This window comes from Streptomyces sp. CAU 1734 (genome assembly GCF_039888735.1).
In the GTDB taxonomy this organism is placed as follows: domain Bacteria; phylum Actinomycetota; class Actinomycetes; order Streptomycetales; family Streptomycetaceae; genus Streptomyces.
This window is the reverse complement of the sequence record NZ_JBDQQP010000007.1, coordinates 23,921-49,881: the sequence shown is the minus strand read 5'-3', so window position 1 is coordinate 49,881 and position 25,961 is coordinate 23,921. Positions and strand designations below refer to the sequence as shown.

The following is a 25,961-nucleotide window of genomic DNA, read 5'->3' as shown; positions in this document are numbered from 1 at the left end:
GACCGACGGCCACTGCGGACGGTACGGGCGGTGTGCCGGCCCGCTCAGCCGCCCTCGCGGGCGGTGTGCGACTCCGGCGGCCGGTACGGAACCGAGACGGCGCCTGCTAGGCGGCCCGGCGCATCGGGGGCACCCGCAGCGGGCGGGACTCAGGTCCGCCGACGTGCGAGAACGGCTGCATCCGCCAGTCGAGTCCCTGAGGCAGCGTCAGCAGCAGCCCCATCTCCTTCTCCCGCACCTCCAGCGTCTCGTCCGCCGGCCGTGCCTGGGCGGCCGGACGGCCCGTCCCGGCGCAGACGGTCAGCCCGAAGGGGTTCCACGGCGTCGGGCACAGCGCATGCTCCGGCAGTACGTCCTCATCGGCGAGCAGTGCGATTGGCTGCGCGCAGTCCGGGCAGATGACCCGGTACATCTCAAAGGTGTCGTACTCGTCGAGCTCGTCGATCTCCGCCGAATCCAAGGAGTCGGCCGGATCGAGAGGCCCCGATTCGGTACGGGCGATGTTCTTGACACTCTTCATGGGATCTCCCCCTCGGGTGGGCCAACCAGGTATATGTGGCCTCGACCACAGCAAGCACTTCCCCATGCGATAGGCGGGTAACCATCCGGTCACGACGGAGGCACTCCGGCGTATGTGGCGTTCGTCACATGGTCGTCATCAGATGCCCCGCTGTGGTGCATGTGACTGTGCCGTAGGCGACCTGGGCACTTAAGTTGATCCACATGGAGGAGCTGGATCGTCAGATCGTGGAATTGCTCGTCAAGGACGGGCGTATGAGCTACACCGACTTGGGCAAGGCCACCGGCCTGTCCACCTCGGCGGTGCATCAGCGGGTCCGCCGGCTGGAGCAGCGCGGAGTCATCCGCGGCTATGCGGCGGTGGTGGACCCGGAGACGGTCGGGCTGCCGCTCACCGCCTTCATCTCCGTCAAACCCTTCGACCCGAGCGCCCCCGACGACATCGCCGACCGGCTCGCCGGTGTCCCCGAGATCGAGGCGTGCCACAGCGTCGCCGGGGACGAGAACTACATCCTGAAAGTACGGGTGGCCACCCCGCTGGAGCTGGAGAACCTGCTCACCCGCATCCGTTCCCTCGCCGGTGTCTCCACCCGTACCACCGTCGTCCTCTCCACCCCCTACGAGGCCCGCCCGCCGCGCATCTGAACCACTCCCTAGGCTGGTGCCATGACCGAGAGCACCGCCACCGCCGGCGACCACCGCACCACCCTGCTGCGCCGCGGCGAAGTCCACAGCCCCGCCGACCCCTTCGCCACCGCGATGGTCGTCGAGCGAGGCCATGTCGCCTGGGTGGGCTCCGAGGGCGCCGCGGACGCCTTCGCCGACGGCGTGGACGAGATCATCGATCTCGACGGCGCTCTCGTCACCCCCGCGTTCACCGACGCGCATGTGCACACCACCGCCACCGGCCTGGCCCTCACCGGCCTCGATCTCTCCGGCGCGGGCGGTCTCGCCGAAGCCCTCCGGCTGGTGCGGGAGTACAGCGCCGCCCACCCGGAGGGCCGGGTGCTGATCGGCCACGGCTGGGACGCCGCCCGCTGGCCCGAGCGGCGGCACCCCTCCCGCGCCGAACTGGACGAGGCGAGCGGCGGCCGTCCGCTCTATCTCACCCGGATCGACGTCCACTCCGCCGTGGTCACCACCGCCCTGCTCGATCTGGTCCCCGCGGTCACCTCGCTGACCGGCTATCACCCCGAGGCCCCGCTCACCGGCGCCGCCCACCACGCGGTGCGGGCCGCCGCCCATGCCGCCATCACCCCCGCCCAGCGCATGGCCGCCCAGCGCGCCGCCCTGGCCCACGCCGCCGCGCTCGGCATCGGCAGCGTCCACGAATGCGCCGGACCCGACATCTCCGACGAGGAGGACTTCACCGCCCTGCTCGCACTCGCCGCCGCCGGGCCCGGCCCCCGCGTGACCGGGTACTGGGCCGAGCGCGTCACGGACGCGAAGGGCGCCCGCCGGGTACGGGAACTCGGCGCGCTGGGCGCGGCGGGCGATCTCTTCGTGGACGGCTCCCTCGGCTCCCACACCGCCTGTCTGCACGCCCCGTACGCCGACCGGAACCACACCGGCACCGCCCACCTCTCCGCCGCCGAGGTCGCCGCCCATGTCGCCGCCTGCACCGAGGCCGGCCTCCAGGCCGGATTCCACGCCATCGGGGACGCGGCGCTGACCACTGTGGTGGACGGGGTCCGCGCCGCCGCCGAGACGCTCGGCCTCGCCCGGATCCGCTCGGCCCGGCACCGCGTCGAACACGCCGAGATGCTCACCCCCGACACCATCGCCGCCTTCGCCGGCCTCGGCCTCACCGCCTCCGTTCAGCCCGCCTTCGACGCGGCCTGGGGCGGCGACGACGGCATGTACGCCGCCCGTCTGGGCGCGGAACGGGCCCGTACGCTCAATCCGTACGCCGCCCTGCTGCGCGCCGGTGTGCCGCTGGCGCTCGGCTCGGACAGCCCGGTGACCCCGCTCGACCCCTGGGGCACGGTTCGCGCCGCCGCCTTCCACCGGACCCCGGAGCACCGGATCTCCGTCCGGGCCGCCTTCACCGCCCACACCCGGGGCGGCTGGCGGGCGATCGGGCGGGACGACGCGGGGGTGCTGGTGCCCGGCGCGCCCGCCGACTACGCCCTGTGGAGCGCCGGCGAGCTGCTGGTCCAGGCGCCCGACGACCGGGTGGCCCGCTGGTCCACCGATCCGCGCTCCGGCACCCCCGGCCTGCCCGACCTCACGCCGGGAGCCGAACTGCCGGTCTGTCTGCGGACCGTGGTCGGCGGGCGGACCGTGTGGTCGGACGATCGTTTCAGCGCATGACCCCGGGGCCGGGCGCGCCGGTGCGCCGCCGGCCGGGCCGGAAATCGCCCGGCGGCGGCTGATCGAGTGACGTACGGATACTCCGTGCCGCCGGACGGTGCCCTCTCACTCGGCCGCGACCTGCGGATCTTCCTCGCCCAACCGGCCCGATGGGGCAAACCGCGCGGATCTCACGACTGTTGACATGGAGCGCCCGGGGCCGGGTAGGTTCGGCCGAGTCCACCACAGGACGTCCGACCGGCAGACCTCCGCACAGTCGTCGAACGCCGCTGGGTCATGGGGCGAGTACACCCGCACCGGAGCACTCGCCACCGGGAGCCAGGTCCAGCACCCGCGCCTCGGGGGCGAGGGAAGGTTTCAGCCGGACGGCGGGTGCGACCCGGATGGGGTCCGGCGTTCAGTAGACAACGGCTCTCGGTCGACCCGCAGCCAGCGGGTTCCAGGTCGGCCCGAAGGACGCCGGACCCCGATCCGCACCCCTGTGCCCCGTGGCGGGCACGGGAACCCCCGGTGCACGACACCCCAGTTCCGTGCCGTCGCCGGCGGCGGCCCGGCGCTCGCTATGGTTGGGCTCTGTGCACGGACATAAAAGGGGCCAGCAGTGAACGACGCCGCTAGGGACAGCGACGCCCAGGGGACGCGGTACGGGCCGCTCGGCAACTCCTTGGTGATCATCCCGACCTATAACGAGGTCGAGAACATCACGAAGATCGTCACCCGGGTGCGCGCCGCCGTGCCCGCGGCGGACATCCTGGTCGCCGACGACAACAGCCCCGACGGCACGGGCAAGGTCGCCGATGAGCTCGCCGCCGCCGACGAGCAGGTGCATGTGCTGCACCGCAAGGGCAAGGAAGGGCTGGGGGCCGCCTATCTGGCCGGCTTCGCCTGGGGCATGGAGCACGGATACGGCGTCCTCATCGAGATGGACGCCGACGGGTCCCACCAGCCCGAGGAACTGCCCCGGCTGCTGACCGCGCTCAAGAACGCCGATCTCGTGCTCGGCTCCCGCTGGGTCCCCGGCGGCCGGGTCGTGAACTGGCCCAAGTACCGCGAATTCCTCTCCCGCGGCGGCAGCACCTACTCCCGGCTCTTTCTCGGCCTCGCGATCCGGGACGTCACCGGGGGTTTCCGTGCCTTCCGCGCCGAGACCCTGCGCGGTCTGGGGCTCGACAAGGTCACCTCCCAGGGGTACTGCTTCCAGGTCGACCTCGCCCGGCGCGCCGTCGCGGCCGGTTACCAGGTGGTGGAGGTCCCCATCACCTTCGTCGAGCGGGAGTACGGCGATTCCAAGATGAACCGCGACATCGCCGTCGAGGCGCTCTGGCGGGTAGCGGGCTGGGGTCTGTCGGACCGGGCCAACCGGCTGCGGGGACGTTCGATTTCCTGACCCCCGCCGCGAGCGAGGCCCGAGAGCCCTGGCCGGGCCCCGGAGAGCCCGCGGGCTCTCCGGGGCCGCTGAGGCGGGTGTGGCGCGTGTGCGGGCGGCACGGGACCCCTGAGGGGTGCCCCGGCGGGCGGCGGAGCCCTCCCGGCCCCCTGGGGCCGCCGGGAGGTGCGGGAGTCCGGAGGGTCGCGGATACGAGTCGGGGAGTCCGGGGGCCGGGAGCCCGGAGGGCCGGGAGTCCTGGGTGATCCCCGGACCGGGATGATCTTCGCGGGTACCCCCTTACGCCGCTCCGGCGGGCGTCCAGGCACACTGGGAGCATGACGACCGGTGCCCCGCCCCCGACCGCCCCCGGCCCCAGGCGCTCCCGCGCCCGCTCCTTCATTCCGCTCGGCATCGTCGCCTGGCTGGTCCTGGAGGTCTGGCTGCTCACCCTGGTCGCGAGCGCGGCCGGCGGACTCACCGTGCTGGCCCTGCTGGTCGCCGGTGCCGTCATGGGCGGTGCGGTGATCAAGGGCGCCGGACGGCGGGCCTTCAGGAATCTGACCGAGACCCTTCAGCGGCAGCAGAGCGGCGCCGAGCCCTCCGTGCCCGCCGGCAGCCGCGGCAACGGCTTTCTGATGCTCGCCGGACTGCTGATCCTGCTGCCCGGACTGATCTCCGACGCCGCCGGTCTCCTGCTGCTGATCCCGCCCGTCCGCACCGGGCTCAGCCGGTACGCCGAGCGCTCCCTGGAGCGCCGGATGCGGGCGGCGGGCGGCGGCACCCTGGGGGACGCGTTCCAGCAGGCCCGGATCCACCGCCCGGACGGCAAGATCGTCCCCGGTGAGGTCATCCGCCCCGACGACCCGCCCGCCGGCGGAACGGGCAACCCCGGCACGGACGGCCCGAGGCCGCCGCTCACCCCCTGACCCGCCACACCCGCCGGCGTCCGCTCCGGGCGCCGGCGGGTCCGGACGGCGGCTGTGCGCAGAAAGAGCCGCTGTGCGCAGAAAGAGCCGCCGGTACGCAGAAAGAGCCGCGGGCCGTCACACCAGGTGTGTGACGGCCCGCGGCTCTTGTCGTGCTGGTCGCTCTGTTCTGGTACCGCTACGCGGACTTCCTGCTGTCGCGCGGATGCACGGCGATGTTCATGGCACCGGAGCGCAGGACCGCCAGCCTCTCGGCCAGCACCTCCTCCAACTCCTCGCGGGTACGCCGCTCCATGAGCATGTCCCAATGCGTGCGCGCGGGCTTGCCCTTCTTCTCTTCGGGGCCGTCCCCGTCCACCAGGAGTGCCATGGCGCCGCACGCCTTGCACTCCCACTCCGGCGGAATTTCCGCCTCTACCGAGAACGGCATCTCAAACCGATGTCCGTTCTGGCATGCGTACTCCACCGCCTGGCGCGGGGCCAGATCGATGCCGCGGTCCGTCTCGTAGCTGGTAACCACGAGGCGCGTGCCGCGGAGAGCTCGCTCACTCATGAATCGTGCCTCCCGGGCTTGTCGCCCACAGGACAGGTGTCGCTGTCGTCGTCATCCGGTCAACGTCCGGTCGGCCGTAAAGATTCCCGTTCCGGGTCACGCGTCGCCCGTCGTGCCGCTGCTTTCCCATGGTTGGGGTACCCACCAGTGCCCGGTTTGTCACATCTGACAGAAAGTGTCACCCATGGATTCCACTTCCCCCGGTTGCGCAGTAACGGTCCGCCTGGCAGGCCAAACGCGTACACTACCGGCCTTTCACCGCAGCGTCTAAATTCGGTCCGGTACCGGGTTGCCCGCGGCGGCCACCGCGCGCCGCACCGGAACCCGTGCCAGCAGGGCGAATCCGAGCACGAAGAAGATCACCAGAGAAATGATCGCATCGCGATAACTGCCGGTCAGCTGGTAGGCGAGACCGAAGAAAAGCGGCCCGAGCCAGCTCAGCCCGCGGTCGCTCATCTCGTATGCCGAGAAATATTCGGCTTCCTTCCCCCTCGGCACCAGATGGGAGAAGAGTGATCGCGAGAGCGCCTGGCTCCCGCCCAGCACCAGCCCGATCGCGGCGGCCAGCGCGTAGAACCACCCCGGTGATCGGGCCGGCAGGAAATACCCGGCGGTCAGAATCGCCGTCCAGACCCCCAGCGAGCAGAGGATCGTGCGCTTTGCCCCGTAGGTGCCGGCGAGCCGGCCCATTCCCAGGGCGCCCGCCACCGCGAGTATCTGCACCAGCAGCACCGCGACGATCAAGGTCGTCTGGTCGAGCCCCAGCTCCTCCGAGCCGTAGACGGACGCCTGCGAGATCACTGTCTGAATACCGTCGTTGTAGACCAGATACGCCAGCAGGAACGACAGCGTCAGCGGGTGCCGCCGCATGTCCTTCAGCGTCGCCGCGAGCTGCCGCCATCCCGAACCCACCCCGCCCGGCCCGCCCGGAGCCGCGCCGCCCGCACGGCGGTCCCGCAGCCGCCGCAGCGGGATCAGGGTGAAGGCGCCCCACCACACCCCGGCCGACGCCAGACAGATCCGTACCGCCTCCGACTCCGTCAGACCGAAGGACTCGTGCCCGGAGTAGAGGACCAGATTGAGCACCAGCACCAGCGCGCCGGAGGTGTAGCCGAAGGCCCAGCCGCGCGAGGAGACGGCGTCGCGCTCGTCCGGCGCGGCGATCTGCGGCAGATAGGAGTTGTAGAGCACCATCGACACCGCGAGCGAGGCATTGGCGACGATCAGCAGCAGCGCCCCCAGCAGATACCGGTCGCCGCCGAGGAAGAACATGCCCGCCGTGGCGGCGGCACCGGTGTACGCGGCGACCGCCAGCAGGGGCTTCTTCCGGCCGGTGCGGTCCGCCCAGGCGCCCGCCAGCGGCATCAGCACCACCGCCAGCACCACCGACGCCGAGACCGCGTAGGCGAAGACCGACCCGGCCCGCAGCGGAACGCCGAGCGGGCGGACGAATCCGTCCGCGTCCGCCGCCGCCTTCGCCACCGATGTCAGATACGGCCCCAGAAAGACCGTGAGCACACTCGTCGAATACACGGAGCACGCGAAATCGTAGAAATACCAGCCGCGTTGCTCCCGCTTGCGCTCACTCGCGCCGGTCGCCGGATCCGTGATCTCGGCTGTCATCCGCGCCCCCTCCACTCGTCTCCCCGGTGCGGCGCGCGGCCTCAGGCCCACACTCCCCGATCGGTCAGCACGGTGCGCAGCGTCTCCAGATGATCGGTCATGATGCCATCCACGCCGAGATCGAGGAGCGCCCTCATCCGATCCGGATCGTTCACCGTCCAGACATGCACCTGGAGCCCCCGGGCATGCGCGGCCCGGACGAACCGCCGGTCCACCACCCGGACACCGCTCCGCGCCTCCGGAACCTGGGCGCAGACCGCCCCCGCCCCGGTCGCCGCGGGGAGTCCGAGGGAGCGCAGCCGCAGCCCCAGCACCCCGCGCACACCGTAGGAGGTCGCCAGCCGGGGCCCCGCCAGCCGCCGCGCCCGCGCCACCCTGCCCTCGGAGAAGGAGCCGACGCAGACCCGGTCCCAGGCATCGGCCCGGCGCACCAGATCCACCAGCGGGACCAGCGCGGACTCCGCCTTGACGTCCACATTCCAGCGCGCGCCGGGGAATTCCTCCAGCAGCTCCTCGAAGAGCGGCAGCGGCTCCCGCCCGGCGACCCTCGCCCGCCGCACCTCGCTCCAGGGGAGATCGGCGATCCTGCCGCGCGAGTCCGTCACCCGGTCCAGCGTCGCGTCGTGGAAGGCGACCAGCTTTCCGTCCGATGTGGTGTGCACATCGGTCTCGAAGTAGCGGTAGCCGAGCGCCGCCGCCCTGCGGAAGGCGGCGGCGGTGTTCTCGATCCCGTCCGCCGCGCCGCCGCGATGGGCGAACGGGAGCGGCGCGGGATGATCCAGATAGGGGTGGGGTACGCGGGTCACCGCCGCAGTATCGCGCGCTTCGGTGTCCCGCCCGCAACCACGGTGCTCCCCGTGCCGGTGCCGGTGCCGGTCCCGGGGGCGGATTCGGCGGGCGGCGAGAAGATCCGCAGGAAGAACTGCGCCAGCGGGCCGATCGCCAGGGCGTACGCGACGGTGCCGACGCCCACCGAGCCGCCCAGCAGGAATCCGGTGGCCACCACGGTGACCTCGATCACCGTGCGCATCAGCCGGATCGAGCGGCCGGTGACCCGGTGCAGGCCGGTCATCAGCCCGTCGCGGGGACCCGCGCCGAAGCGGGCGGCGATGTAGAGGCCGGTGGCCACACCGTTGAGCACGATGCCGGCGGCCATCGCCGGGATCTGCGCCCACAGCCCGTGCATCTCCGGGACCAGGGCGAGTGTGCCGTCCAGTGCCACTCCGACGACCACCACATTGGAGACGGTGCCGAGGCCGGGCCGCTGCCGCAGCGGGATCCAGAGCAGCAGCACCGCCGCTCCCACGATGATCGACACCACACCGATCGAGAGTCCGGTGCGCTCGGAGAGCCCCTGATGGAGCACGTTCCAGGGTTCGAGGCCCAGCCCGCCGCGGACCAGCAGGGCCGAGCTCGCCCCGTAGAGCGCCAGGCCCGCGTAGAGCTGGAGGAGCCGCCGGGGGAGCTGCCGGGGTGCGGCGGCGGGGGGCGCCTGCGGCACGGGCTGAGCGGACGGCGTGGGCGATCCTTCGGACATGGCGGCGGCCCCTATGGCAGCGGTGGACTGAACCATGCCACTCTGTGGCTATGGAACAGATGGCGACTATGGCCAATTCGGGGAAGGTGGACTGATTTCCATGACTCAGTGGACTTCGGCAGTGGGTGCGGCCGCACTCGCCCGGCAGCTCGCCGGCCAGCAGCCCGGCCCGGCGGGTCCCGGCACCCGCAAGCCACCCGCGTACCGCGCGCTCGCCGACGGCATCCGGCTGCTGGTACTGGAGGGGCGGGTTCCCGTGGCCGCCCGGCTCCCCGCCGAACGCGAACTGGCCCTCGCCCTCTCCGTCAGCCGCACCACCGTCGCGGCGGCCTACGAGGCGCTGCGGAGCGAGGGATTCCTGGAGTCCCGCCGGGGAGCGGGCAGTTGGACGGCCGTACCCGCGGGCAATCCGCTGCCCGCGCGCGGGCTGGAACCGCTGCCCCCGGAATCCCTCGGTTCCATGATCGACCTCGGCTGCGCCGCGCTGCCCGCGCCCGAGCCGTGGCTCACCCGCGGCATCCAGGGAGCGCTGGAGGAGCTGCCGCCGTACGCGCACACCCACGGCGACTACCCGGCCGGCATCCCGGCGCTGCGCCAGATGCTCGCCGACCGCTACACCGAGCGCGGCATTCCCACCATGCCCGAGCAGATCATGGTGACCACCGGTGCCATGGGTGCCATGGACGCCATCTGCCATCTCTTCGCCGGCCGGGGGGAGCGCATCGCGGTCGAGTCGCCGTCGTACGCCAATATCCTCCAGCTGATGCGCGAGGCCGGGGCGCGGCTGGTGCCGGTGGCCATGGCGGAGGGGCTGGGCGGCTGGGATCTGCCCCGGTGGCGGCAGGTGCTGCGGGACGCGGCCCCGCGCCTCGCCTATGTGGTGGCCGACTTCCACAACCCCACCGGGGCCCTCGCCGACGAGGACCAGCGGCGGCGGCTCGTGGACGCCGCACGCTCCGCCGGCACGGTGCTCGTCGTCGACGAGACCATGTCCGAGCTCCATCTGGACGACGACCTGGAGCTGCCCCGGCCGGTCTGCGCCTTCGACCCGGCGGGCAGCACGGTGCTCACGGTGGGATCGGCCAGCAAGGCGTTCTGGGCCGGGATGCGGATCGGATGGGTGCGCGCCGCCCCCGATGTGATCCGCTCACTCGTCGCCGCCCGCGCCTACGCCGACCTCGGCACCCCCGTACTGGAACAGCTCGGCGTCAACTGGCTGATGCGGACGGGCGGCTGGCACGAGGCGGTGGCCATCCGGCGCACCCAGGCGCGGGAGAACCGCGACGCCCTGGTGGCGGCGGTCCGCCGGGAGCTGCCGGAGTGGGAGTTCGCCGTACCAGCGGGCGGTCTCACGCTCTGGGTGCGCACCGGCGGTCTCTCCGGCTCCCGGCTGGCCGAGGTCGGCGAACGCGTCGGAGTGCGGGTGCCGTCCGGACCCCGGTTCGGTGTCGACGGCGCCTTCGAGGGCTTTGTCCGGCTGCCCTTCACGGTCGGCGGACCGGTCGCCGATGAGGCCGCGGCCCGGCTGGCCGCCGCCGCGCGCCTGGTCGAGACGGGGGCGACCACGGGCACGGAGGCGCCGCGCACCTTCGTCGCCTGAGCCGTACGGACTCCGGGGCCGGCGCGGTTCAGCTCTCGGCGGGTGCGGTGACGGCCGCCACCCGGTCGTGGCCGGCGGGCGCGTCCGCCGCCGGGCTCTGATCGGGACGCTCCTCCCCGGAGGGTGTGCCGGCCGCCGGGTTCTGTGCGGCGCGCGCGCCGTCCTCCTCGGCGTCTCCCGCCGCCGTCACCGCGGGCCGGCGGTCCGGAAGCAGTTCCAGCACCGCCTGCCGGTGGTTGCCGCTGGTCGCGTCGTCGTACGGGTCCGGGGTCGCCGGCACCTGAAGCCGCAGCACCGGCCCGGTGCCGAGCCGCGCGTACCCCCGGCCCGGCGGGACATCCGGGGTGGGGGTGGTGTGCGGGGCCGCCCCCAGCACGGCCGCGAGCTGCTCGTGGGGGGCCGCGCCGAGCACCACCCGGGCGCGGGTGTGTGTCCGTACGGCCTCGGAGAGGGTGTCCAGGCTGTCGAACTGCTCGGCGACCACCACCGTCACACAGGCCGCCCGGCCGTGCCGCAGCGGAACCTCCAGCAGACTCTGCGGATCGGCCTGCCCGTCGGCCGCCGCCAGATGTCCGAGGACACTGGGCCGGTCCATCAGGATCCAGAGCGGCCTTCTGGTGTCGTCGGGGGCCGGGAGCCCGGCCTGCCGGGCCCGGTTCGCGGCGATCAGCCGCCGCTCGGTCTCGCGCACCGCCCATTCGAGGCTGATCAGCGCCCCGGTCAATCCGCATTCGACGGCCAGCACCCCCGCGCGGCCGGTCAGGCAAGCGTACTCCCCGGTGCCGCCGCCCTCCACGATCAGCACATCGCCGTGCGGGAGCACCTGGAGCGCGATCGAGCGGAGCAGGGTCGTGGTGCCGGAGCCCGGCTGCCCGGCCGCCAGCAGATGCGGTTCGGTGGAACGCGGTCCGGTCCGCCAGATCACCGGCGGGGCGTCCCTGGCCTCATCGCCGTCGGTCACCGGTACGGTCCGCTGCACCGCGCCCGCGTCGGTGAAGCCGAGCACGGTCTCACCGGGGACGGTGACGAAGCGCTGGGCCGCGATGGCCGTGGAGAGGGCCGGAAGGACGGTCATCACCAGCTGGTTCCCCTCCTCGTCCCAGCGGAAGCGGTACTCGCGGCCACGGCCCGACTTGGCGTGGAGCAGCTGTTCGATCCGGGCCCTGGACTCGTCCTCGCCGTCGGTGAAGTACGCCGGATAGGTCACCCGCAGCTCGCTCAGCCGGCCGTTCGCGTCGAAGGCCCAGTCGCTGAAGGCACCGGCCCAGTCGCCTCCGTGGGCAAAGAGCGGAGCCGGGTCCTCCGGGACCGAGAAGTACGGCACCAGCGCCTCGTAGAGCGCCTTGAGCCGTCCGGCCTCCGCCTCGTCGGGGCCGGTCTTCACGGTGGTGCGCACCCGCCCCTTCCAGCCGGCCAGTGCCATCAGCGAGATCAGCGAGATCAGCGGGCCGAAGGGGAGCAGCCCGATGCCCAGCACACAGCCGGCCACCAGGAGCAGCGCGGGACCGCGTTTCTCCCTGGGAGTGGCGGTCCACTTCCGCCGGGCGGCCGAGGCCAGCTCCCGCAGACCGCGCGAGACCGTGATCAGCGGATGGAGGACATCCGTCGCGCTGTCGGCGGCCGTCCGCGCGATCTCCCTGGACCGGGCGATCTGTGCGGTTCCGCTGCTCAGAATGCGGGGGAGTGGTCGCCGGGCCACATCGTTCTCCTGGGGTGACGGGACGGGGTGCGCGGAAGGCCCGGGGGCGGGCCGTGGTGCGGGTGCGGGTGGGCGGCCGCGCGGGTTCTCAGAACTTGATGCCGCCGAGCAGGCTGGCGAGGCTCTGGCTGCCCGCCTTGATGCTGGGGGCGATCGCGGTGCCCGCGAGGAAGAAGCCGAAGAGGGCGCAGACGACGGCGTGGGAAGCCTTGAGTCCGTCCTTGCGGAAGAAGAGAAAGACGATGATCGCGAGCAGCACCACGCCTGAGATGGAGAGGATCATGAGGTTCTCCTGGTTGAGGGGACAGTCACCATGAGTTCTTCCAACCTCACAGGAAGTATCTATGTGATAAAGGTGCAGATGGGTGAAAATCTCGGTATTTCACTGCACTGGGGGACGGTGAACTCGCTCTCAACGGGCACACTGCGCTCGGACCCGGCACAGTGCCCGCCCCTGCCCGCCCTCCGCCGGCCGTGCCCTCCGCCTGCCCGCGAGCGGTCCGCGTCGCCGCGACGGCGGCTGTGCGGCTGTGCGGCCGGGGGTGCCGCCTCTCCCGGCGGAGGGTCCGCGGTGGGTCGGTCCTGCCTGTGGCGTGGGTGCGTCCGTGCGGCCCGGTCCGTGGCGCGGGTGTGTCCGGCGCGTGGCGCACAGGTTTGGCGGATGACCATTGGATGGCCCCGCACTCGCGGTGCGACGAGCCCGCCGGGGCTCTCCGTGCCGTCGTCCGGCTCCCCGGGCTGCGGGACACCGGCCGGCCCGCGCGGCCTCCCGGCCTCCCCGGCCTTCCGGCTCCCCCGGCCTCCCCGGCCTCCCCGGCCTTCCGGTACCCCCCGCGCCCCCGGCGGGCCCCGGGGCCCGGCCCCGGGCCGCTTCCGGCCGTGTACGGGCGACCGGGGCCGGAAGCGGCCTGAACCGGCCGCACGGGCAGTACCCTGTCGGTTGCCTCGTACGGCTGTTCCCGCCGTACACCGCAGGCCGGCGGGCCGAAGCGCTTCCCGGCACACCACCGACCCGTACAGACCCACCGCAGGTCAACGCAGTGAAAGGCGGTCGCTCCGCATGAGTGAGGCTCCGGACCCGGAAGTGATCGAACTCGCCACCAAGGTCTTCGACCTGGCCCGCCAGGGTGAGACCGAGGCGCTGGTCGCCTATGTCGACGCCGGGGTCCCCGCCAACCTCACCAATGACCGGGGGGACACGCTGGTCATGCTCGCCGCCTACCACGGCCACGCCCCGGCGGTGACGGCCCTGATCGCCCGCGGCGCCGACCCGGACCGCGCCAATGACCGGGGGCAGACCCCGCTCGCCGGCGCCGTCTTCAAGGGCGAGAACGAGGTCGTCCGCGCCCTCCTCGACGGCGGGGCCGATCCCGCCGCGGGAACCCCCTCCGCCATGGATACCGCGCGGATGTTTGGGAAGACAGAGCTTCTGGAGCTGTTCGGCGGCCGGTGAGGCCGACGCACGGTCCCACCGACCGGCATGCTGAGCGGGTACCGGGAGCCGCAGGGGAGGGACGTCGTAAATGTGGTCGCGGTGGCGATATGGGTGGGTCATCATGACGACGGGCCCTGTCCTGGACATCACCGGGAGTTCCCCTGGGGCCCACCGACGAGAGGCAGGAAGATGGTCTACACCAAGCGGATGACGCGGAAGACGCGGATGACGACGGGCGGCTCCTCATGCTGCTGCGCGGCCTAGGCATCTCCATTCCCCGGTTGCGTCGAGAGCTTGATGTGAGGCTTTCCCCATGTTCGATCCAGTCATAGCGCCGAGCGGCACCCTGCTCGGCCTGCTGCAGAGGGGCCGCGGCGACGGCACACTGCACGCGCTCGCGGCGCCGCGCGCCGAGGCGCTCGCCGCCCTCAACCACTGCGTACTGCACGATCCCCGCCACGACTGGCAGGTCGAGAACCGCTCCCTTTACTACGCACGCCTCTACCTCGATCTCCACGGAGGTCTGGAGGAGATCGAGCGGCACCTGTGCGACACCGACGACCACCTCGACACCGACGAGGCCAGGACGGGCCTCGCGCTGGCGGTGCTCGGCCATCTCGCCTCCTACGGCAGGGACGACGCCCTCGCACTGCTCCGCCGCTATGCGGCGACCGGTGCCAATTGGGCGTGGGCACTCGACGAACTGGCGCTGCGCGACGACGACGCCGGGCTCCGTGCGCTCGCCGTCCCGATCCTCGCCAGATTTCCGGCGACCCCGGAAGGCGAGGCCGAGCTGGCCACCGTGGTGCGCGACGCCTTCGAACCCCGGCCCTGGCGGCTGTGGGCCGACGACCCGAGGGCCGGTGTGGGCTCCCGGATCCGCGCCGCCCGTGAAGCGGGCTCCTTCGACCGCTGGCAGCGGCAGATGCGGCCCACGGGGCCGCGTCCGGGTTGGAGCGTGCAGGCCGTCTTCGACTGGGCCGAGCAGGGCATGGCCCGCGGCGCTCTGCTCCATGTGCCGGCCGCCCGGTGTCTGTCGGCCGTCGCCTCGGCGGACGATCTGCCGGCGATCGTCGCGGCGGCTCGCGAGGGCACGGACGGCGCCCGCTGCGCCGCCCTGCACTACCTGGCCGAGGCGCGGCTCCCCGTGGTCCTCGACCTGATCGAGCAGGCCGTCGGCAGTGGTTCGTCCACGGTCGCCGACGCCGCGATCGCCGCCTTCGAGCGCATGTGCGGCGAAGAGGCGGTCGACCGGGCCCGCGGCTGGGTCCACCGGCCGGACGCGCTCGGCGCCTCCGCGGCGGGTGTACTCGCCTGCCGGGGCGGTGCGGGCGACTGGCGGCTCGTGCTCGGAGCCCTGCGCGAAACCGTCCGTGCCGACGGACCCGACGCACCACAGCTGTGGACCCTCGTGGACGGCGCCGGACGCCTCGGCATCACCTGCGCGGCACCGGTGCTGCGCCATGTCTACCGCGAAACCACCTCGTCCCAGCTGCGGGGCCGGGCCGCCAGAGCGCTGGCCGCCACCGATGCCTCCTTCGCCACCGGATTCGCCGTCGAGTGCCTGTGGGACTGCGAGGAGACCACGAGAGAAGTCGCCGCGCTCCACGCCGAGACCGGGGACATCCGTGTCGCCGAACGGCTGCGCCGGCTGGCGGCGGACCCGGCCGAGGAGGCCGAGGTACAGACGGCCGTCCGCAGCAGAATGGGCCCTGACATGCCCGCCATCTGACTCCGGGCCGTCCGTGTCCGGAGGCGGATCCGGAGCCTGAGCAGCCTCCGGCCCGGTGGCCCGCCCGGAACCGAACAGAACCGAACAGAACTGAATGGAATCGTACGGAACCGGCCCTGTCCGCCGCCTGCCCCGCTCCCGGCGCGCGCGGCGGACAGCCACCCCCGACGGGTGTGACGAGGAGCCCCCAGCCCTTCCTGCGATCGGCTGATCCCCGGCCCCCGGTCCGCAGAGCACCTGCCCCGCAGCCTGCGGGCTCGGGTCGGCCCGAGCCGGCCCGGACCCCGCGCCCGATCCCCGAGCCGGACCCCGGCCCGGACCCCGGGCACGGGCCCCGCGCTGGATCCCCCGGCCGCCTTCTCGCCGGGTCGCGCGGACCTCCCCTTGCCAGAATGGAGGCATGACCGGGCGCTGGGAGTTCTGGATCGACCGCGGCGGGACCTTCACCGACATCGTGGGCAGACGCCCCGACGGCCGGCTCGTCACCCGCAAGCTCCTCTCCCACGACCCCGAGCACTACACCGACGCCGCGGTCGCCGGCATCCGCCGGATGCTCGGCGTCGCGCCCGGCCGGCCCGTCCCGGCCGAACGGATCGCGTCCGTCAAAATGGGCACCACCGTCGCCACCAACGCGCTCCTGGAACGCCGCGGTGAACCAACGACCCTGGTGATCACCGAGGGTTTCCGGGACGCGCTCCGGATCGCCTATCAGAACCGCCCCCGGATCTTCGACCGCAGGATCGTGCTCCCCGAGCCGGTGTACGAGCGCGTGATCGAGGTCCCCGAGCGGATCGACGCCCACGGGACCGTGATCCGCCCGCTCGATCTGCCCGCCGTGACCGAACGGCTGGAGCGGGCCCGCGCCGACGGCTGCCGCAGCGTCGCCATCGTGCTGATGCACGGCTATCGGCACCCCGCCCACGAACTCCGCGTCGCCGAGGCCGCCCGCGCCCTCGGCTTCCCCCAGATCAGCTGCTCGCACGAGGTCAGCCCATTGATCAAACTGGTGCCGCGGGGGGACACCACCGTGGTCGACGCCTATCTCTCGCCGATCCTGCGGCGCCATGTCGGCGAGATCGCCTCCGAACTCCCCGGCATCCGGCTGATGTTCATGCAGTCCAACGGCGGCCTGCGCGAAGCGGACCACTTCCGGGGCAAGGATTCCGTCCTGTCGGGACCGGCCGGCGGTGTCGTCGGAATGGCCCGCACCGCCGGGCAGGCCGGGTTCGGCCGGGTGATCGGCTTCGACATGGGCGGCACCTCCACCGATGTCTCGCACTACGCGGGTGAGTTCGAACGCGAACTCGGGACCCAGGTGGCGGGTGTCCGCATGCGCGCCCCCATGATGAGCATCCACACCGTCGCCGCGGGCGGCGGCTCGGTGCTCCACTTCGACGGCCGCCGCTATCGCGTCGGCCCCGACTCGGCCGGAGCCGTACCCGGCCCCGCCTGCTACCGGCGCGGCGGCCCCCTCACCGTCACCGACGCCAATGTGATGCTCGGTCGCATCCAGCCCGACCACTTCCCCTCCGTCTTCGGACCCGGTGCCGACCAGCCCCTCGACACCGCCGTCGTGCGCGAACACTTCCACCGGCTGGCCGCCCGGGTGCAGCGGGAGATCGGCCTGGAGCGGACCCCCGAGGAGGTCGCCCGGGGCTTCCTGGACATCGCCGTCCTCAACATGGCCAACGCCGTCAAGAAGATCTCCGTCCAGCGCGGCCACGACATCACCCGATACGCCCTCAATTCCTTCGGCGGCGCCGGCGGCCAGCACGCCTGCGCCGTCGCCGACGCTCTCGGCATCGACACCGTGATCGTGCCGCCGCTCGCCGGAGTGCTCTCGGCATACGGCATCGGACTGGCCGACGCCACCGCCATCCGCCAGCAGTCCGTGGAAGCCGAACTGGGCGGGGAAGCCGTCACCCGGCTCCGTACCCTCTGTGCCGGGCTCGCCGCCCGCACCCGAGCCGAACTCCGCGCCGACCACATCCCCGACACCTCCATCACCACCCGTGAACGTGTACTGCTCCGTTACGCCGGCACGGACGCCGGCCTGCTCGTCCCGCTCGATTCCGCCACCGCCATGAGGAGTGACTTCGAGTCGGCACACCGCGCCCGCTACGGCTTCACCATGGAGAAACCACTGGTGATCGAAGCGGTCTCGGTGGAAGCCGTGGGCGAGGCCGCCGAGCCCGACACCCTCGTCAATGAAGGTAACGGAGAGCAACCGGATGGAGTGCCCGATGGCGAGTTGACGCCATATGCCCGGGTCCCGGTGTTCATGGACGGCGCCCGGCGCGAAGTGCCGCTGCACCGGCGGGACGACCTCTGGGCGGGCGCCGGGATCGACGGCCCGGCGATCATCGCCGAGGAGAACGCCACCACGGTCGTCGACCCCGGCTGGCGCGCCGAATTCAGGGGCGGCCGGGGCGGGCATCTGCTGCTCACCCGGGTACGGCCCCGGCCCGCGCGGGCGGCCGTCGGCACCGATGCCGACCCGGTCCTTCTGGAGGTCTTCAACAATCTCTTCATGGCCATCGCCGAGCAGATGGGCGTACGGCTGGAGAACACCGCCCACTCCGTCAACATCAAGGAACGGCTCGACTTCTCCTGCGCCCTCTTCGACGCCGACGGCCATCTGATCGCCAACGCACCCCATATCCCGGTCCATCTCGGCTCCATGGGGGAGTCCATCAAGGAGGTCCTGCGCCGCAACGCGGGCACGCTCCGGCCCGGAGACGTCCACGCGATCAACGACCCGTACCACGGCGGCACCCATCTCCCCGACGTGACCGTGGTGACGCCCGTCTTCGAAGGCGATGAGCTGCGCTTTCTGGTGGCCTCACGCGGACACCACGCCGAGATCGGCGGTATCACCCCCGGCTCCATGCCCGCCTTCAGCCACACGATCGAGGAGGAGGGCGTCCTCTTCGACAACTGGCTGCTCGTGCGCGACGGGAAGCTGCGGGAGGCCGAGACCCGGCAACTGCTCACCGGCGCCCGCCACCCGTCCCGCGCCCCCGACGTCAACATCGCCGATCTGCGCGCCCAGATCGCCGCCAACGAGAAGGGCATCGCGGAACTCCGCCGCATGACGGACCAGTTCGGCACGGAGGTCGTCAACGCCTATATGCGGCATGTCAGGGAGAACGCCGAGGAGTCCATCCGCCGGATCATCGCGGGGCTGAGCGACGGCGCGTACCGCTATGAGACGGACAGCGGCGCGGTGATCCGGGTCGCTCTGCGGGTGGACCGCGAGAGACGCGGCGCCGTCATCGACTTCAGCGGCACATCCCCGCAGCAGCCCGGCAACACCAACGCACCCACCTCCGTGGTGATGGCCGCCGTCCTCTATGTCTTCCGGACCCTGGTGGACGCGGACATCCCGCTCAACAGCGGCTGTCTGGAGCCCTTGGACGTACGGGTGCCCCCGGGCTGCATGCTCGCACCCGAGTATCCGGCCGCGACCGTCGCGGGCAATGTCGAAACCTCCCAGGCCGTCACCGGCGCCATCTGCGCCGCCCTCGGCATCCAGGCCGAGGGATCCGGCACCATGAACAATCTGACCTTCGGCAATGACCGGGTCCAGTACTACGAAACGGTCGCCAGCGGATCCGGCGCGGGGGACGGCTTCAACGGCGCCGACGCCGTGCAGACCCATATGACCAACTCCCGCCTCACCGACCCGGAAGTACTGGAATGGCGTTATCCGGTCCGGGTCGACGGCTTCTCCGTCCGGGAGGGCAGCGGTGGTACGGGACGGTGGCACGGCGGTAGCGGGGTGGTGCGGCGGCTCCGCTTCCTGGAGCCCATGACGGTGACCCTGCTGACCGGTCACCGCCGGGTGCCGCCCTACGGCATGGCCGGGGGCTCGGCGGGCGCGCTCGGCGTGAACTCCCTGGAACGCGCCGACGGCACGGTGACCCGGCTGAACGGCGTCGACTCGGTGACCGTCGGGCCCGGCGACGTCCTGGTGATGGAGACCCCCGGCGGCGGCGGGTACGGCGAACCTCCCGCCCGCTGATCCGGAGCAGCGCCGGTCCGGGTGCCCGGCACTGCGGCTCCGGCTCAGCGCACCAGTGTGAACCGCACCGGTGTGCCCGGCACCGCCTGGGCCGCCGCCGGCAGATCGCGTTCATCGGCGACGGCCGGCACCGGATAGCCCCCGGTCGTCGGATGGTCGGCGAGGAAGATCACCGGGCGGCCGTCCGGCGGCACCTGGAGCGCGCCCAGCACCATGCCCTCGCTGGGCAGCTCCCCGGGCCGGGCCCGGGCCAGCGCCGGGCCCTCCGTGCGCAGCCCGATGCGGTTGCCGGTGGCCGAGACACGGTAGGCACGGCTGGTCAGGGTGTGCAGAGCCGCGCCGGTGAACCAGTCGGCACGCGGCCCGAGCCGTATCCGCAGCACCAGCTCGGACGGCGGCGCGGGCCAGGGGACCGTGCCGTCGATCCGGCCCGGCGGCCCGGCGGGTGTCCCGAGCGGCAGGACCATCCCGTCCGTGAGCGGCGGGGGACCGAGCCCGGAGAGCAGATCGGTGGAACGGCTCCCGAGCACGGGATCGACCCCGATCCCGCCCCCGAAGGCGAGATAGGTCCGTACGCCGGACACCGCCCACCCCACGGTGAGCAGGGAACCCGCCGCCAGCCGGACGGGCGCCCCCCAGGCGGCCGGCCGTCCGTCGACGGTGACCGGACACGGAGCGCCGCCGACGGCGACGGTCACCGCGCACCGCGGACGGAGGGCACAGCCGGTGAGCGTGGTCTCCAGCACCGCCGCACTCTCCGGATTGCCCACCAGCCGGTTCACCAGCCCGGCGGAGACGGGATCGAGCGCGCCCGAGCGGGGCACGCCCAGATGAGCATGGCCCGGACGCCCCAGATCCTGCACCGTGGTCAGCGCGCCGGCCCGCATGACCGCGATGGCGCGATCCGTCATCTTCCCTCCGGTACAAAGCGGATCCTGGTGCCGGGCGACAGCAGTGCGGCGGGCTCACGAGCCGGATCCCACAGCTCCAGCGCGGTGGTGCCGATCAGCTGCCAGCCGCCGGGGGAGGAGCGGGGGTAGATTCCGGTGTAGGGGCCCGCCATCCCGACCGATCCCGCCGGGACCGAGGCGCGCGGGGTCGCCCGCCGCGGCACCGCGCATCGCTCGGGCAGCCCCGTCAGATAGCCGAATCCGGGTGCGAATCCGCAGAAGGCGACCCGGAAATCGGCTGCCGAGTGCACGGCCGCGGCCTCGGCCTCGGTCATCTGCCAGAGGGCGGCCACCTCCGCCAGATCGGGCCCGTCGTAACGGACCGGAATCTCAATCACCGCTTCCATCCGGGCCCGGAGCGGCGGGACCTCCCACGCCCCGATCTCCCGGGCCAGCCGGCCGGGGTCGTCCACCCCGTCGAGCAGGACGGTACGGGCGGCGGGCACGATCTCCCCGATCGCGGGCAGCGCTCCCGCCGCCCGCCGCCGCAACAGCTCGGCATGGAGCGCACCGGTCTCCACGCCGTCCGCGAGCTCGATCAGCAGTGCCCTGGCCCCCACGGGAAGTGCTCTCATCCTCATACGAACGACTCCACCCGGACCCCCGCGGTCTCCAGTTGACGCCGAACCCGGCGCGCCAGTGACACGGCTCCCGGGGTGTCACCGTGCAGGCAGAGCGAACGGGCGCGTACCGGTATGGCCTTCCCGCAGCGGGCCGTGATCACCCCGAACCGGGCCATACTGACCGATCGCTCGACAACCGCGGCCGGATCGGTGACCACCGCCCCCTCCTCTCCCCGGGGCACCAGCCGTCCGTCGGCGGTGTACGCGCGGTCCGCGAACGCCTCGGTGACGGCCGGCAGCCCAGCCTTCTCCGCCATGGTGTGCAGCCGCGAGCCGGGCAGCCCCAGAACCGGCAGCCGCTCTCCCGACATCAGCACACCGTCGACCACGGCGCTCGCCTGCTCCTCGTCGTGTACGACGCGGTTGTAGAGCGCGCCGTGCGGCTTGACGTAGGAGACCCGGGAACCCGCCGCCCGCGCGAAGATCTCCAGCGCCCCGATCTGATAGGCGACCTCGGCGGCCAGCTCGTCGGAGGGGACGTCCATGGCGCGCCGCCCGAAGCCCGCGAGATCACGGTAGGAGACCTGAGCGCCGATGCGCACCGACTTCTCCGCCGCCATCCGGCAGACCCGCCGCATCGTGACCGCGTCCCCCGCGTGAAAGCCGCAGGCGACATTGGCGCTGGTGACCACGGACAGCAGCTCCTCGTCGTCGGTCAGCCGCCAGCGGCCGAACCCCTCACCGAGGTCGGCGTTGAGGTCGATGGACGCCCAGGTCATGTACTCCTCCTCCGTACGGGCCGGGCCGCTCGCCCGGAACACCGGTGTGGCACCCTCTGCGGTCTCCGCCGCATCGCCGGAATCGGGGCGGCCGGGATCGCCGATTCCGATTCCGTGTCCGGCCGGGTCGCCGCGGCGGACCGCCCCGGTGTGCGCTGCGGGCATCATGGCACCGAGCCGGATCGCCGTGCCGAGACGTCCGGCGGTGGCGGGTGGGGGAGCGGCGAGACGCACCGACACCGCGGTGGCCGGTCCGCACACCCCGGGCCCGGACAGCGCCCGTGACCGTGCCCGTCCGTCCCCGCGCTCACAGCAGCTCCCTGCCGCGTGTCTCGGGAAGACCGAGCAGCGCCACCACGGCCAGGCCGTACCCCGCCGCGCCGAGGACCAGGGCGCCGCCGACTCCCCAGCTGTCGGAGAGAAAGCCGACCAGTGCCGGGAGGAAGGCCCCCACCGCACGGCCGCTGTTGTAGGTGAACCCCTGGCCGGTGCCGCGCACCGCCGTCGGATACAGCTCGCTGAGGAAGGAGCCGAAACCGCTGAAGATCGCCGACATGCAGAACCCGAGCGGGAATCCGAGGACGAGCAGGAGCTCATTGGACCCGGCGGGGATGCTCGTGTACGCGAGGATGCCGCATGCCGACAGCACGGCGAAGAGGGCGATGTTGCGCTTCCTGCCTATTCGGTCGGTGAGATGGCCGCCGGTGAGATAGCCGATGAAGGCGCCCGAGATGAGAAACGCCAGATAGCCGCCGGTCCCCACCACCGTCAGTCCGCGCTCGGTCTTGAGGTAGGTCGGCACCCAGGTGGCGAGGGTGTAATAACCGCCCTGGACACCGGTGGAGAGCAGGGTGGCGAAGAGGGTGGTCCGCAGCAGGCCCGGCCGGAAGATCGCGGAGAACGAACCGCGCTCCGCTGCTGCGGCCCGCTTGGCGGCGGCCTCCGGGGCATCGCTCACATTGCGCCGCACATGGACGACGAGCAGGGCCGGGAGCGCGCCCGTCCAGAACAGCACCCGCCAGGCCATGTCGTCGTCCAGGAAGTGGAAGACCAGGGTGTAGACGATCACGGCCAGCGCCCACCCCGCCGCCCAGGCGCTCTGCACGGCGCCCAGGGTGCGCCCGCGGTGCTTGGCGCTCGCGTACTCGGCGACCAGAATCGCCCCGACCGCCCACTCGCCGCCGAAGCCGAGGCCCTGAAGGGCGCGGAAGACCAGCAGCGTCTCGTAGTTGGGAGCGAATCCGCAGGCCACGGTGAACACGGCATAGGTCATGACCGTGATCATCAGGGCCTTCACCCGGCCTGTCCGGTCGGCCAGAATGCCCGCGAGTACGCCGCCCACCGCCGAGACCACCAGGGTGACGGTGGTGAGCAGGCCGGTCTGGCCGTTGTCCAGGCCGAAGTGGGCGGCGATGGCGACCATGCCCAGCGGCAGTGTGAAGTAGTCGTACGAATCGAGGGCATAGCCCCCGAACGCGCCCCCGAAGGCGCGGCGGCCGCGCGGGCCGAGGGCCCGCAGCCAGCCGAGAGCGCCGGTGTCGTCCGCCGCCTCGCGGCGCCCGCCCTCACTCGGCTCTGTCCTGGTCGTACTCATCTGCACCTCACAGAAAGGGAGATGGCGCTGTCGATGTGTGCGGTGATGTCAAGCTAGAGGATTGTTGAACGATCCGACAAGGGGCGTGTAGGCGCATTCCTCCTTCTACGATGGAGATCGCGCGCCGGTGCAGTCGCCGGCGGGGAGAGAGGGGCGTCGTGGGGACGACGGAGCCGGAGACCGGGCGGGCCGCCGCTGCCGACGGGATCGCCGGACTGGCACGGGACCGTGCGCTGTTGGGGCGCACCAGTACCGCGGAACGCGTCGCGGACATCCTGCGCACCCGCGTCGCGGAGGGGTTCTTCCGCCCGGGGGAGCGGCTCTCCGAGGACGCCATCGGCAAGGCGCTCGGCGTCTCCCGCAACACTCTGCGCGAGGCGTTCCGGCTGCTGACGCACGAGCGGCTGCTCGTCCACCGGCTCAATCGCGGAGTCTTCGTCCGGAAGCCGGCCGTGCAGGACGTCGTGGACATCTACCGCACCCGGCGGCTCGTCGAATGCGCCGTACTGCACGACCTCGGCGATCCGCCCTACCCGCTCGACCGGCTCGGCGACGCAGTCGGTGGCGGCGAGAGATCCGCGCGCGAGCTCGACTGGCGGGGCGTCTCCACCGCCAACATCCACTTCCACCGGGAGCTGGTCGCCCTCGCGGGCAGCGCGCGCACCGATGAGCTGATGCGCGGCGTCCTCGCCGAACTGCGTCTCGCCTTCCATGTCGTCGACGACCCGCGCCGGCTCCACCAGCCCTTCCTCATCCGCAACCGCGCCATTCTCGAAGCGCTCCGGGCCGGCGACCGCACGGCGGCGGAGGAGCTGCTCGCGGCCTATCTGGACGACTCGCGCACCCGCATGGTGGAGACCTACGCCCATCTGGTCACGGACGACGACTGAACCGCGCCCGGGGCCGGAGTGTGGCGAAATGCCCGAACAGTGGAATATATTCCACATGCTGATGAATGGGTGAATCCTGAATCGGATTCACCGGGCCGCCGGCACGACTCCCGCAGGAGCCACCGCACACGAGCGGACGCCCACGGCACCCCCGCCGTCCGCCGCGCACCGCGGCATGCACCCGCGCACGCCGCCCGCCCTCCCGGCGGGACGGCACCGCTCCGCCGGACTTCGGCCGCCCCGGGCCCACGGCCGCTCTGCGCCGTTTCGACCGTTGTCAGTCCGAGGACCTAATCTGTGCAGCGTGACTTCGCCTGCCTCGACGGAACCTGTTCCGCCCCAGCTCAGCGCGGGGCCGCGGCCCGCGCCGGGCCCGGCCGCCGACGAAGGGCTCGCGCGGCGGCTGCGCGCGCTCGCCTGCACCGCGCCGCTCCACGACCTGGACACCCGCAAGGCGAATCTCGCGGGGGAGTACTCCGTCTACGCGATGGCGGAGGTCGCCCTCTCCGCCATCGACCTCGTCACACTGAACATGGACTTCGACACCGGGGCCGACCACGACCAGATCGTGGCCAGACTCCTCCCCAGGATCGCCGCCCAGGCCCCCCGGCGCCCGGTCGCCGAGCACGAGCGGGTCGCCCGCTGGGTCCTGGAGAATCTGATCAATGTCGGCAGCGTCGACCGCGGCTTCCGCGCGGTGTACGGCACGTTCGGCGCGGACGGCGTCTACACCCGCCGGGATTACGACTTCAAGCTCATCGAGGAGGTCCCCGGCCACGGCGGCGCCGTCTACCTCCGCACCACCGACGAAGCGGTCAATGTCCTGGTCGGCGCCCTCGACACGGATGTCACCAGCGCCCAGATCGCGGCCGAGGTGAAGCTGGAGGTGCTGATCAGCCGCGGCAGGCTCGCCGACGCCCAGCTCGCCGCCGAGCAGGCCCGCTACCGCACGGTCCAGTACGCCGAGACCCTGCGCCGGACCCTGGAGGCGACCCGGCGCAATGTGCGGTCCGTCGACTGGCTGAACACCGTGCCCGACATGATCGCCGAGGCACTCGACCATGTCGCCGACCGCTACCGCCACGAGAACGCCATCCTGACGAACATCCGCAAGGCGCGCGACGAGGCCGAGGAGCCCGAGCACAAGCGCCGCGCCGCCGAGCTGGTGGACATCGTCAAGGACTGCATCCGGCGCCACACCCAGCTCCAGTCCCGCCTGCTGGAAGCCGGCCCGCTCTTCCGCGCGGAACAGGACCGGCAGGCGTTCGCCCGCCCCACCACCCGCACCGGGCTCGATCTCCACGGACAGCTGGTCGTCCCCGTCCTCCCGCTGCCGCTGCGCTCCGCCATCCGCGTCACGGACGCCTTCTTCGCCCGGGGCACCGGTCCGCGCACCCCCTCCTGCGTACGCGTCGGGGATCTGGTCGACATGCTCCTCACCCCGCCGGTGGAGCGCGAACACCTCGGCGCCGAGATGCCCGAGCCCGATCTGATCGCCACCCCCGACGACAGCCGCTTCAGCGAGGAACAGCTCGCGAGCGCCATGGAGCTGCTCGACCTGGAACACGACGCGCCGCGCAGGCTCTCCGGCCTGCTCGCCGAGGCCCGCCGCCGCGACCCCGACCTCCCCTATCTGGTGGCCCTGCTGGCCGTCCACGCGGCCAGCCCGCCCGTGGGCACCGCCTACCGCCAGGGTGAACAGCGCCTGCTCTTCGCCGTCGACGACGGCACCGACCTCGACGATCCGGAATTCGGCGGCGCGGACCTCATCGTGGGCACCGCCCTGCTCGACGCCGCGGGCATGGCGGCCGACCGCACGGAGGCGGCGTGACCAGGCCCCTCCGCCCACTTCCCC

Annotated in this window: 21 protein-coding genes and 1 pseudogene; 10 read left to right on the top strand and 12 right to left on the bottom strand. The window is 72.3% G+C overall.

Going from position 1 to position 25,961, the window contains the following annotated elements; genetic code table 11:
- Positions 1 to 106: 106 nt before the first annotated feature.
- Positions 107 to 520: a hypothetical protein gene (locus AAFN69_RS14865; protein ID WP_347728959.1), complete on the bottom strand. Its 414-nt coding sequence runs from the start codon at positions 518 to 520 to the stop codon at positions 107 to 109.
- A gap of 203 nt (positions 521 to 723) precedes the next feature.
- On the opposite strand from AAFN69_RS14865, the gene AAFN69_RS14860 reads away from it, so the two are divergent.
- The 4 genes from AAFN69_RS14860 (at position 724) to fxsA (ending at position 5,127) form a co-directional block, all read left to right on the top strand.
- On the top strand, positions 724 to 1,164 hold the full coding sequence (locus tag AAFN69_RS14860; protein ID WP_347728958.1) for an Lrp/AsnC family transcriptional regulator: 441 nt from the start codon (positions 724 to 726) through the stop codon (positions 1,162 to 1,164).
- 21 nt (positions 1,165 to 1,185) lie between these two features.
- Positions 1,186 to 2,832, top strand: a complete 1,647-nt coding sequence (locus AAFN69_RS14855; protein WP_347728957.1) for an amidohydrolase — start codon at positions 1,186 to 1,188, stop codon at positions 2,830 to 2,832.
- 601 nt (positions 2,833 to 3,433) lie between these two features.
- Positions 3,434 to 4,219 (top strand): polyprenol monophosphomannose synthase, encoded by a 786-nt coding sequence (locus tag AAFN69_RS14850; RefSeq protein WP_347728956.1) that lies wholly within the window; start codon positions 3,434 to 3,436, stop codon positions 4,217 to 4,219.
- Positions 4,220 to 4,536: 317 nt separating this feature from the next.
- On the top strand, positions 4,537 to 5,127 hold the full coding sequence (gene fxsA, locus AAFN69_RS14845; protein ID WP_347728955.1) for an FxsA family membrane protein: 591 nt from the start codon (positions 4,537 to 4,539) through the stop codon (positions 5,125 to 5,127).
- A 178-nt stretch (positions 5,128 to 5,305) separates the two neighbouring features.
- On the opposite strand, the gene AAFN69_RS14840 is transcribed toward fxsA, so the two are convergent.
- The 4 genes from AAFN69_RS14840 to AAFN69_RS14825 form a co-directional block, all read right to left on the bottom strand.
- Complete coding sequence (locus AAFN69_RS14840; RefSeq protein WP_007262928.1) at positions 5,306 to 5,680, bottom strand: RNA polymerase-binding protein RbpA; 375 nt, start codon at positions 5,678 to 5,680, stop codon at positions 5,306 to 5,308.
- Positions 5,681 to 5,947: 267 nt separating this feature from the next.
- A complete protein-coding gene (locus tag AAFN69_RS14835; RefSeq protein ID WP_347728954.1) occupies positions 5,948 to 7,303 on the bottom strand; it encodes an MFS transporter in 1,356 nt (451 codons plus the stop codon).
- A 41-nt stretch (positions 7,304 to 7,344) separates the two neighbouring features.
- On the bottom strand, positions 7,345 to 8,109 hold the full coding sequence (locus tag AAFN69_RS14830; protein ID WP_347728953.1) for a glycerophosphodiester phosphodiesterase family protein: 765 nt from the start codon (positions 8,107 to 8,109) through the stop codon (positions 7,345 to 7,347).
- Positions 8,106 to 8,876, bottom strand: a complete 771-nt coding sequence (locus AAFN69_RS14825) for a hypothetical protein (RefSeq protein ID WP_347728952.1) — start codon at positions 8,874 to 8,876, stop codon at positions 8,106 to 8,108. Before AAFN69_RS14825 ends, AAFN69_RS14830 begins: the two co-directional genes overlap by 4 nt.
- Before the next feature lie 64 nt (positions 8,877 to 8,940).
- Between AAFN69_RS14825 and AAFN69_RS14820 the strand changes: the two genes are divergently transcribed.
- Positions 8,941 to 10,440, top strand: a complete 1,500-nt coding sequence (locus AAFN69_RS14820; RefSeq protein ID WP_347728951.1) for a PLP-dependent aminotransferase family protein — start codon at positions 8,941 to 8,943, stop codon at positions 10,438 to 10,440.
- A gap of 28 nt (positions 10,441 to 10,468) precedes the next feature.
- Here the strand turns inward: AAFN69_RS14820 and AAFN69_RS14815 are convergent, their stop codons facing one another.
- Together AAFN69_RS14815 and AAFN69_RS14810 are read right to left on the bottom strand one after the other, a co-directional pair.
- Complete coding sequence (locus AAFN69_RS14815; RefSeq protein ID WP_347728950.1) at positions 10,469 to 12,139, bottom strand: hypothetical protein; 1,671 nt, start codon at positions 12,137 to 12,139, stop codon at positions 10,469 to 10,471.
- 88 nt (positions 12,140 to 12,227) lie between these two features.
- On the bottom strand, positions 12,228 to 12,422 hold the full coding sequence (locus AAFN69_RS14810; RefSeq protein WP_347728949.1) for a hypothetical protein: 195 nt from the start codon (positions 12,420 to 12,422) through the stop codon (positions 12,228 to 12,230).
- Positions 12,423 to 13,199: 777 nt separating this feature from the next.
- Here AAFN69_RS14810 and AAFN69_RS14805 point away from each other — a divergent pair.
- The 3 genes from AAFN69_RS14805 (at position 13,200) to AAFN69_RS14795 (ending at position 19,330) form a co-directional block, all read left to right on the top strand.
- On the top strand, positions 13,200 to 13,592 hold the full coding sequence (locus tag AAFN69_RS14805) for an ankyrin repeat domain-containing protein (RefSeq protein ID WP_347728948.1): 393 nt from the start codon (positions 13,200 to 13,202) through the stop codon (positions 13,590 to 13,592).
- A gap of 295 nt (positions 13,593 to 13,887) precedes the next feature.
- A complete protein-coding gene (locus tag AAFN69_RS14800) occupies positions 13,888 to 15,306 on the top strand; it encodes a HEAT repeat domain-containing protein (protein WP_347728947.1) in 1,419 nt (472 codons plus the stop codon).
- A gap of 400 nt (positions 15,307 to 15,706) precedes the next feature.
- Positions 15,707 to 19,330 (top strand): hydantoinase B/oxoprolinase family protein, encoded by a 3,624-nt coding sequence (locus tag AAFN69_RS14795; RefSeq protein ID WP_347728946.1) that lies wholly within the window; start codon positions 15,707 to 15,709, stop codon positions 19,328 to 19,330.
- 44 nt (positions 19,331 to 19,374) lie between these two features.
- Here AAFN69_RS14795 and AAFN69_RS14790 read toward each other — a convergent pair whose 3' ends face one another.
- The 5 genes and pseudogenes from AAFN69_RS14790 to AAFN69_RS14770 form a co-directional block, all read right to left on the bottom strand.
- A complete protein-coding gene (locus AAFN69_RS14790) occupies positions 19,375 to 20,241 on the bottom strand; it encodes a biotin-dependent carboxyltransferase family protein (protein WP_347728945.1) in 867 nt (288 codons plus the stop codon).
- Positions 20,238 to 20,861, bottom strand: coding sequence for a 5-oxoprolinase subunit PxpB (gene pxpB / locus AAFN69_RS14785; protein ID WP_347728944.1), 624 nt, complete (start codon positions 20,859 to 20,861; stop codon positions 20,238 to 20,240). Before pxpB ends, AAFN69_RS14790 begins: the two co-directional genes overlap by 4 nt.
- Positions 20,858 to 21,622 (bottom strand): 5-oxoprolinase subunit PxpA, encoded by a 765-nt coding sequence (locus tag AAFN69_RS14780; protein WP_347729272.1) that lies wholly within the window; start codon positions 21,620 to 21,622, stop codon positions 20,858 to 20,860. The genes pxpB and AAFN69_RS14780 overlap by 4 nt, the downstream gene beginning before the upstream one ends.
- A 36-nt stretch (positions 21,623 to 21,658) precedes the next feature.
- A pseudogene (locus AAFN69_RS14775) lies at positions 21,659 to 21,856 on the bottom strand (DUF1445 domain-containing protein); the annotation flags it as partial.
- Positions 21,857 to 21,929: 73 nt separating this feature from the next.
- Complete coding sequence (locus AAFN69_RS14770) at positions 21,930 to 23,216, bottom strand: MFS transporter (protein ID WP_347728943.1); 1,287 nt, start codon at positions 23,214 to 23,216, stop codon at positions 21,930 to 21,932.
- 158 nt (positions 23,217 to 23,374) lie between these two features.
- Between AAFN69_RS14770 and AAFN69_RS14765 the strand changes: the two genes are divergently transcribed.
- Together AAFN69_RS14765 and AAFN69_RS14760 are read left to right on the top strand one after the other, a co-directional pair.
- A complete protein-coding gene (locus tag AAFN69_RS14765) occupies positions 23,375 to 24,106 on the top strand; it encodes a GntR family transcriptional regulator (protein WP_347728942.1) in 732 nt (243 codons plus the stop codon).
- Between the two features lie 304 nt (positions 24,107 to 24,410).
- Complete coding sequence (locus tag AAFN69_RS14760) at positions 24,411 to 25,937, top strand: hypothetical protein (protein WP_347728941.1); 1,527 nt, start codon at positions 24,411 to 24,413, stop codon at positions 25,935 to 25,937.
- Positions 25,938 to 25,961 lie beyond the last annotated feature (24 nt).

Excerpts from the sequence above, each read along its gene's own strand:
- AAFN69_RS14865 (WP_347728959.1), bottom strand. The coding sequence starts at position 520 with ATGAAGAGTGTCAAGAACATCGCCCGTACCGAATCGGGGCCTCTCGAT.
- AAFN69_RS14860 (WP_347728958.1), top strand. The coding sequence starts at position 724 with ATGGAGGAGCTGGATCGTCAGATCGTGGAATTGCTCGTCAAGGACGGG.
- AAFN69_RS14855 (WP_347728957.1), top strand. The coding sequence starts at position 1,186 with ATGACCGAGAGCACCGCCACCGCCGGCGACCACCGCACCACCCTGCTG.
- fxsA (WP_347728955.1), top strand. The coding sequence starts at position 4,537 with ATGACGACCGGTGCCCCGCCCCCGACCGCCCCCGGCCCCAGGCGCTCC.
- AAFN69_RS14840 (WP_007262928.1), bottom strand. The coding sequence starts at position 5,680 with ATGAGTGAGCGAGCTCTCCGCGGCACGCGCCTCGTGGTTACCAGCTAC.
- AAFN69_RS14835 (WP_347728954.1), bottom strand. The coding sequence starts at position 7,303 with ATGACAGCCGAGATCACGGATCCGGCGACCGGCGCGAGTGAGCGCAAG.
- AAFN69_RS14825 (WP_347728952.1), bottom strand. The coding sequence starts at position 8,876 with ATGGTTCAGTCCACCGCTGCCATAGGGGCCGCCGCCATGTCCGAAGGA.
- AAFN69_RS14820 (WP_347728951.1), top strand. The coding sequence starts at position 8,941 with ATGACTCAGTGGACTTCGGCAGTGGGTGCGGCCGCACTCGCCCGGCAG.
- AAFN69_RS14810 (WP_347728949.1), bottom strand. The coding sequence starts at position 12,422 with ATGATCCTCTCCATCTCAGGCGTGGTGCTGCTCGCGATCATCGTCTTT.
- AAFN69_RS14805 (WP_347728948.1), top strand. The coding sequence starts at position 13,200 with ATGAGTGAGGCTCCGGACCCGGAAGTGATCGAACTCGCCACCAAGGTC.
- AAFN69_RS14800 (WP_347728947.1), top strand. The coding sequence starts at position 13,888 with ATGTTCGATCCAGTCATAGCGCCGAGCGGCACCCTGCTCGGCCTGCTG.
- AAFN69_RS14795 (WP_347728946.1), top strand. The coding sequence starts at position 15,707 with ATGACCGGGCGCTGGGAGTTCTGGATCGACCGCGGCGGGACCTTCACC.
- AAFN69_RS14790 (WP_347728945.1), bottom strand. The coding sequence starts at position 20,241 with ATGACGGATCGCGCCATCGCGGTCATGCGGGCCGGCGCGCTGACCACG.
- pxpB (WP_347728944.1), bottom strand. The coding sequence starts at position 20,861 with ATGAGGATGAGAGCACTTCCCGTGGGGGCCAGGGCACTGCTGATCGAG.
- AAFN69_RS14780 (WP_347729272.1), bottom strand. The coding sequence starts at position 21,622 with ATGACCTGGGCGTCCATCGACCTCAACGCCGACCTCGGTGAGGGGTTC.
- AAFN69_RS14770 (WP_347728943.1), bottom strand. The coding sequence starts at position 23,216 with ATGAGTACGACCAGGACAGAGCCGAGTGAGGGCGGGCGCCGCGAGGCG.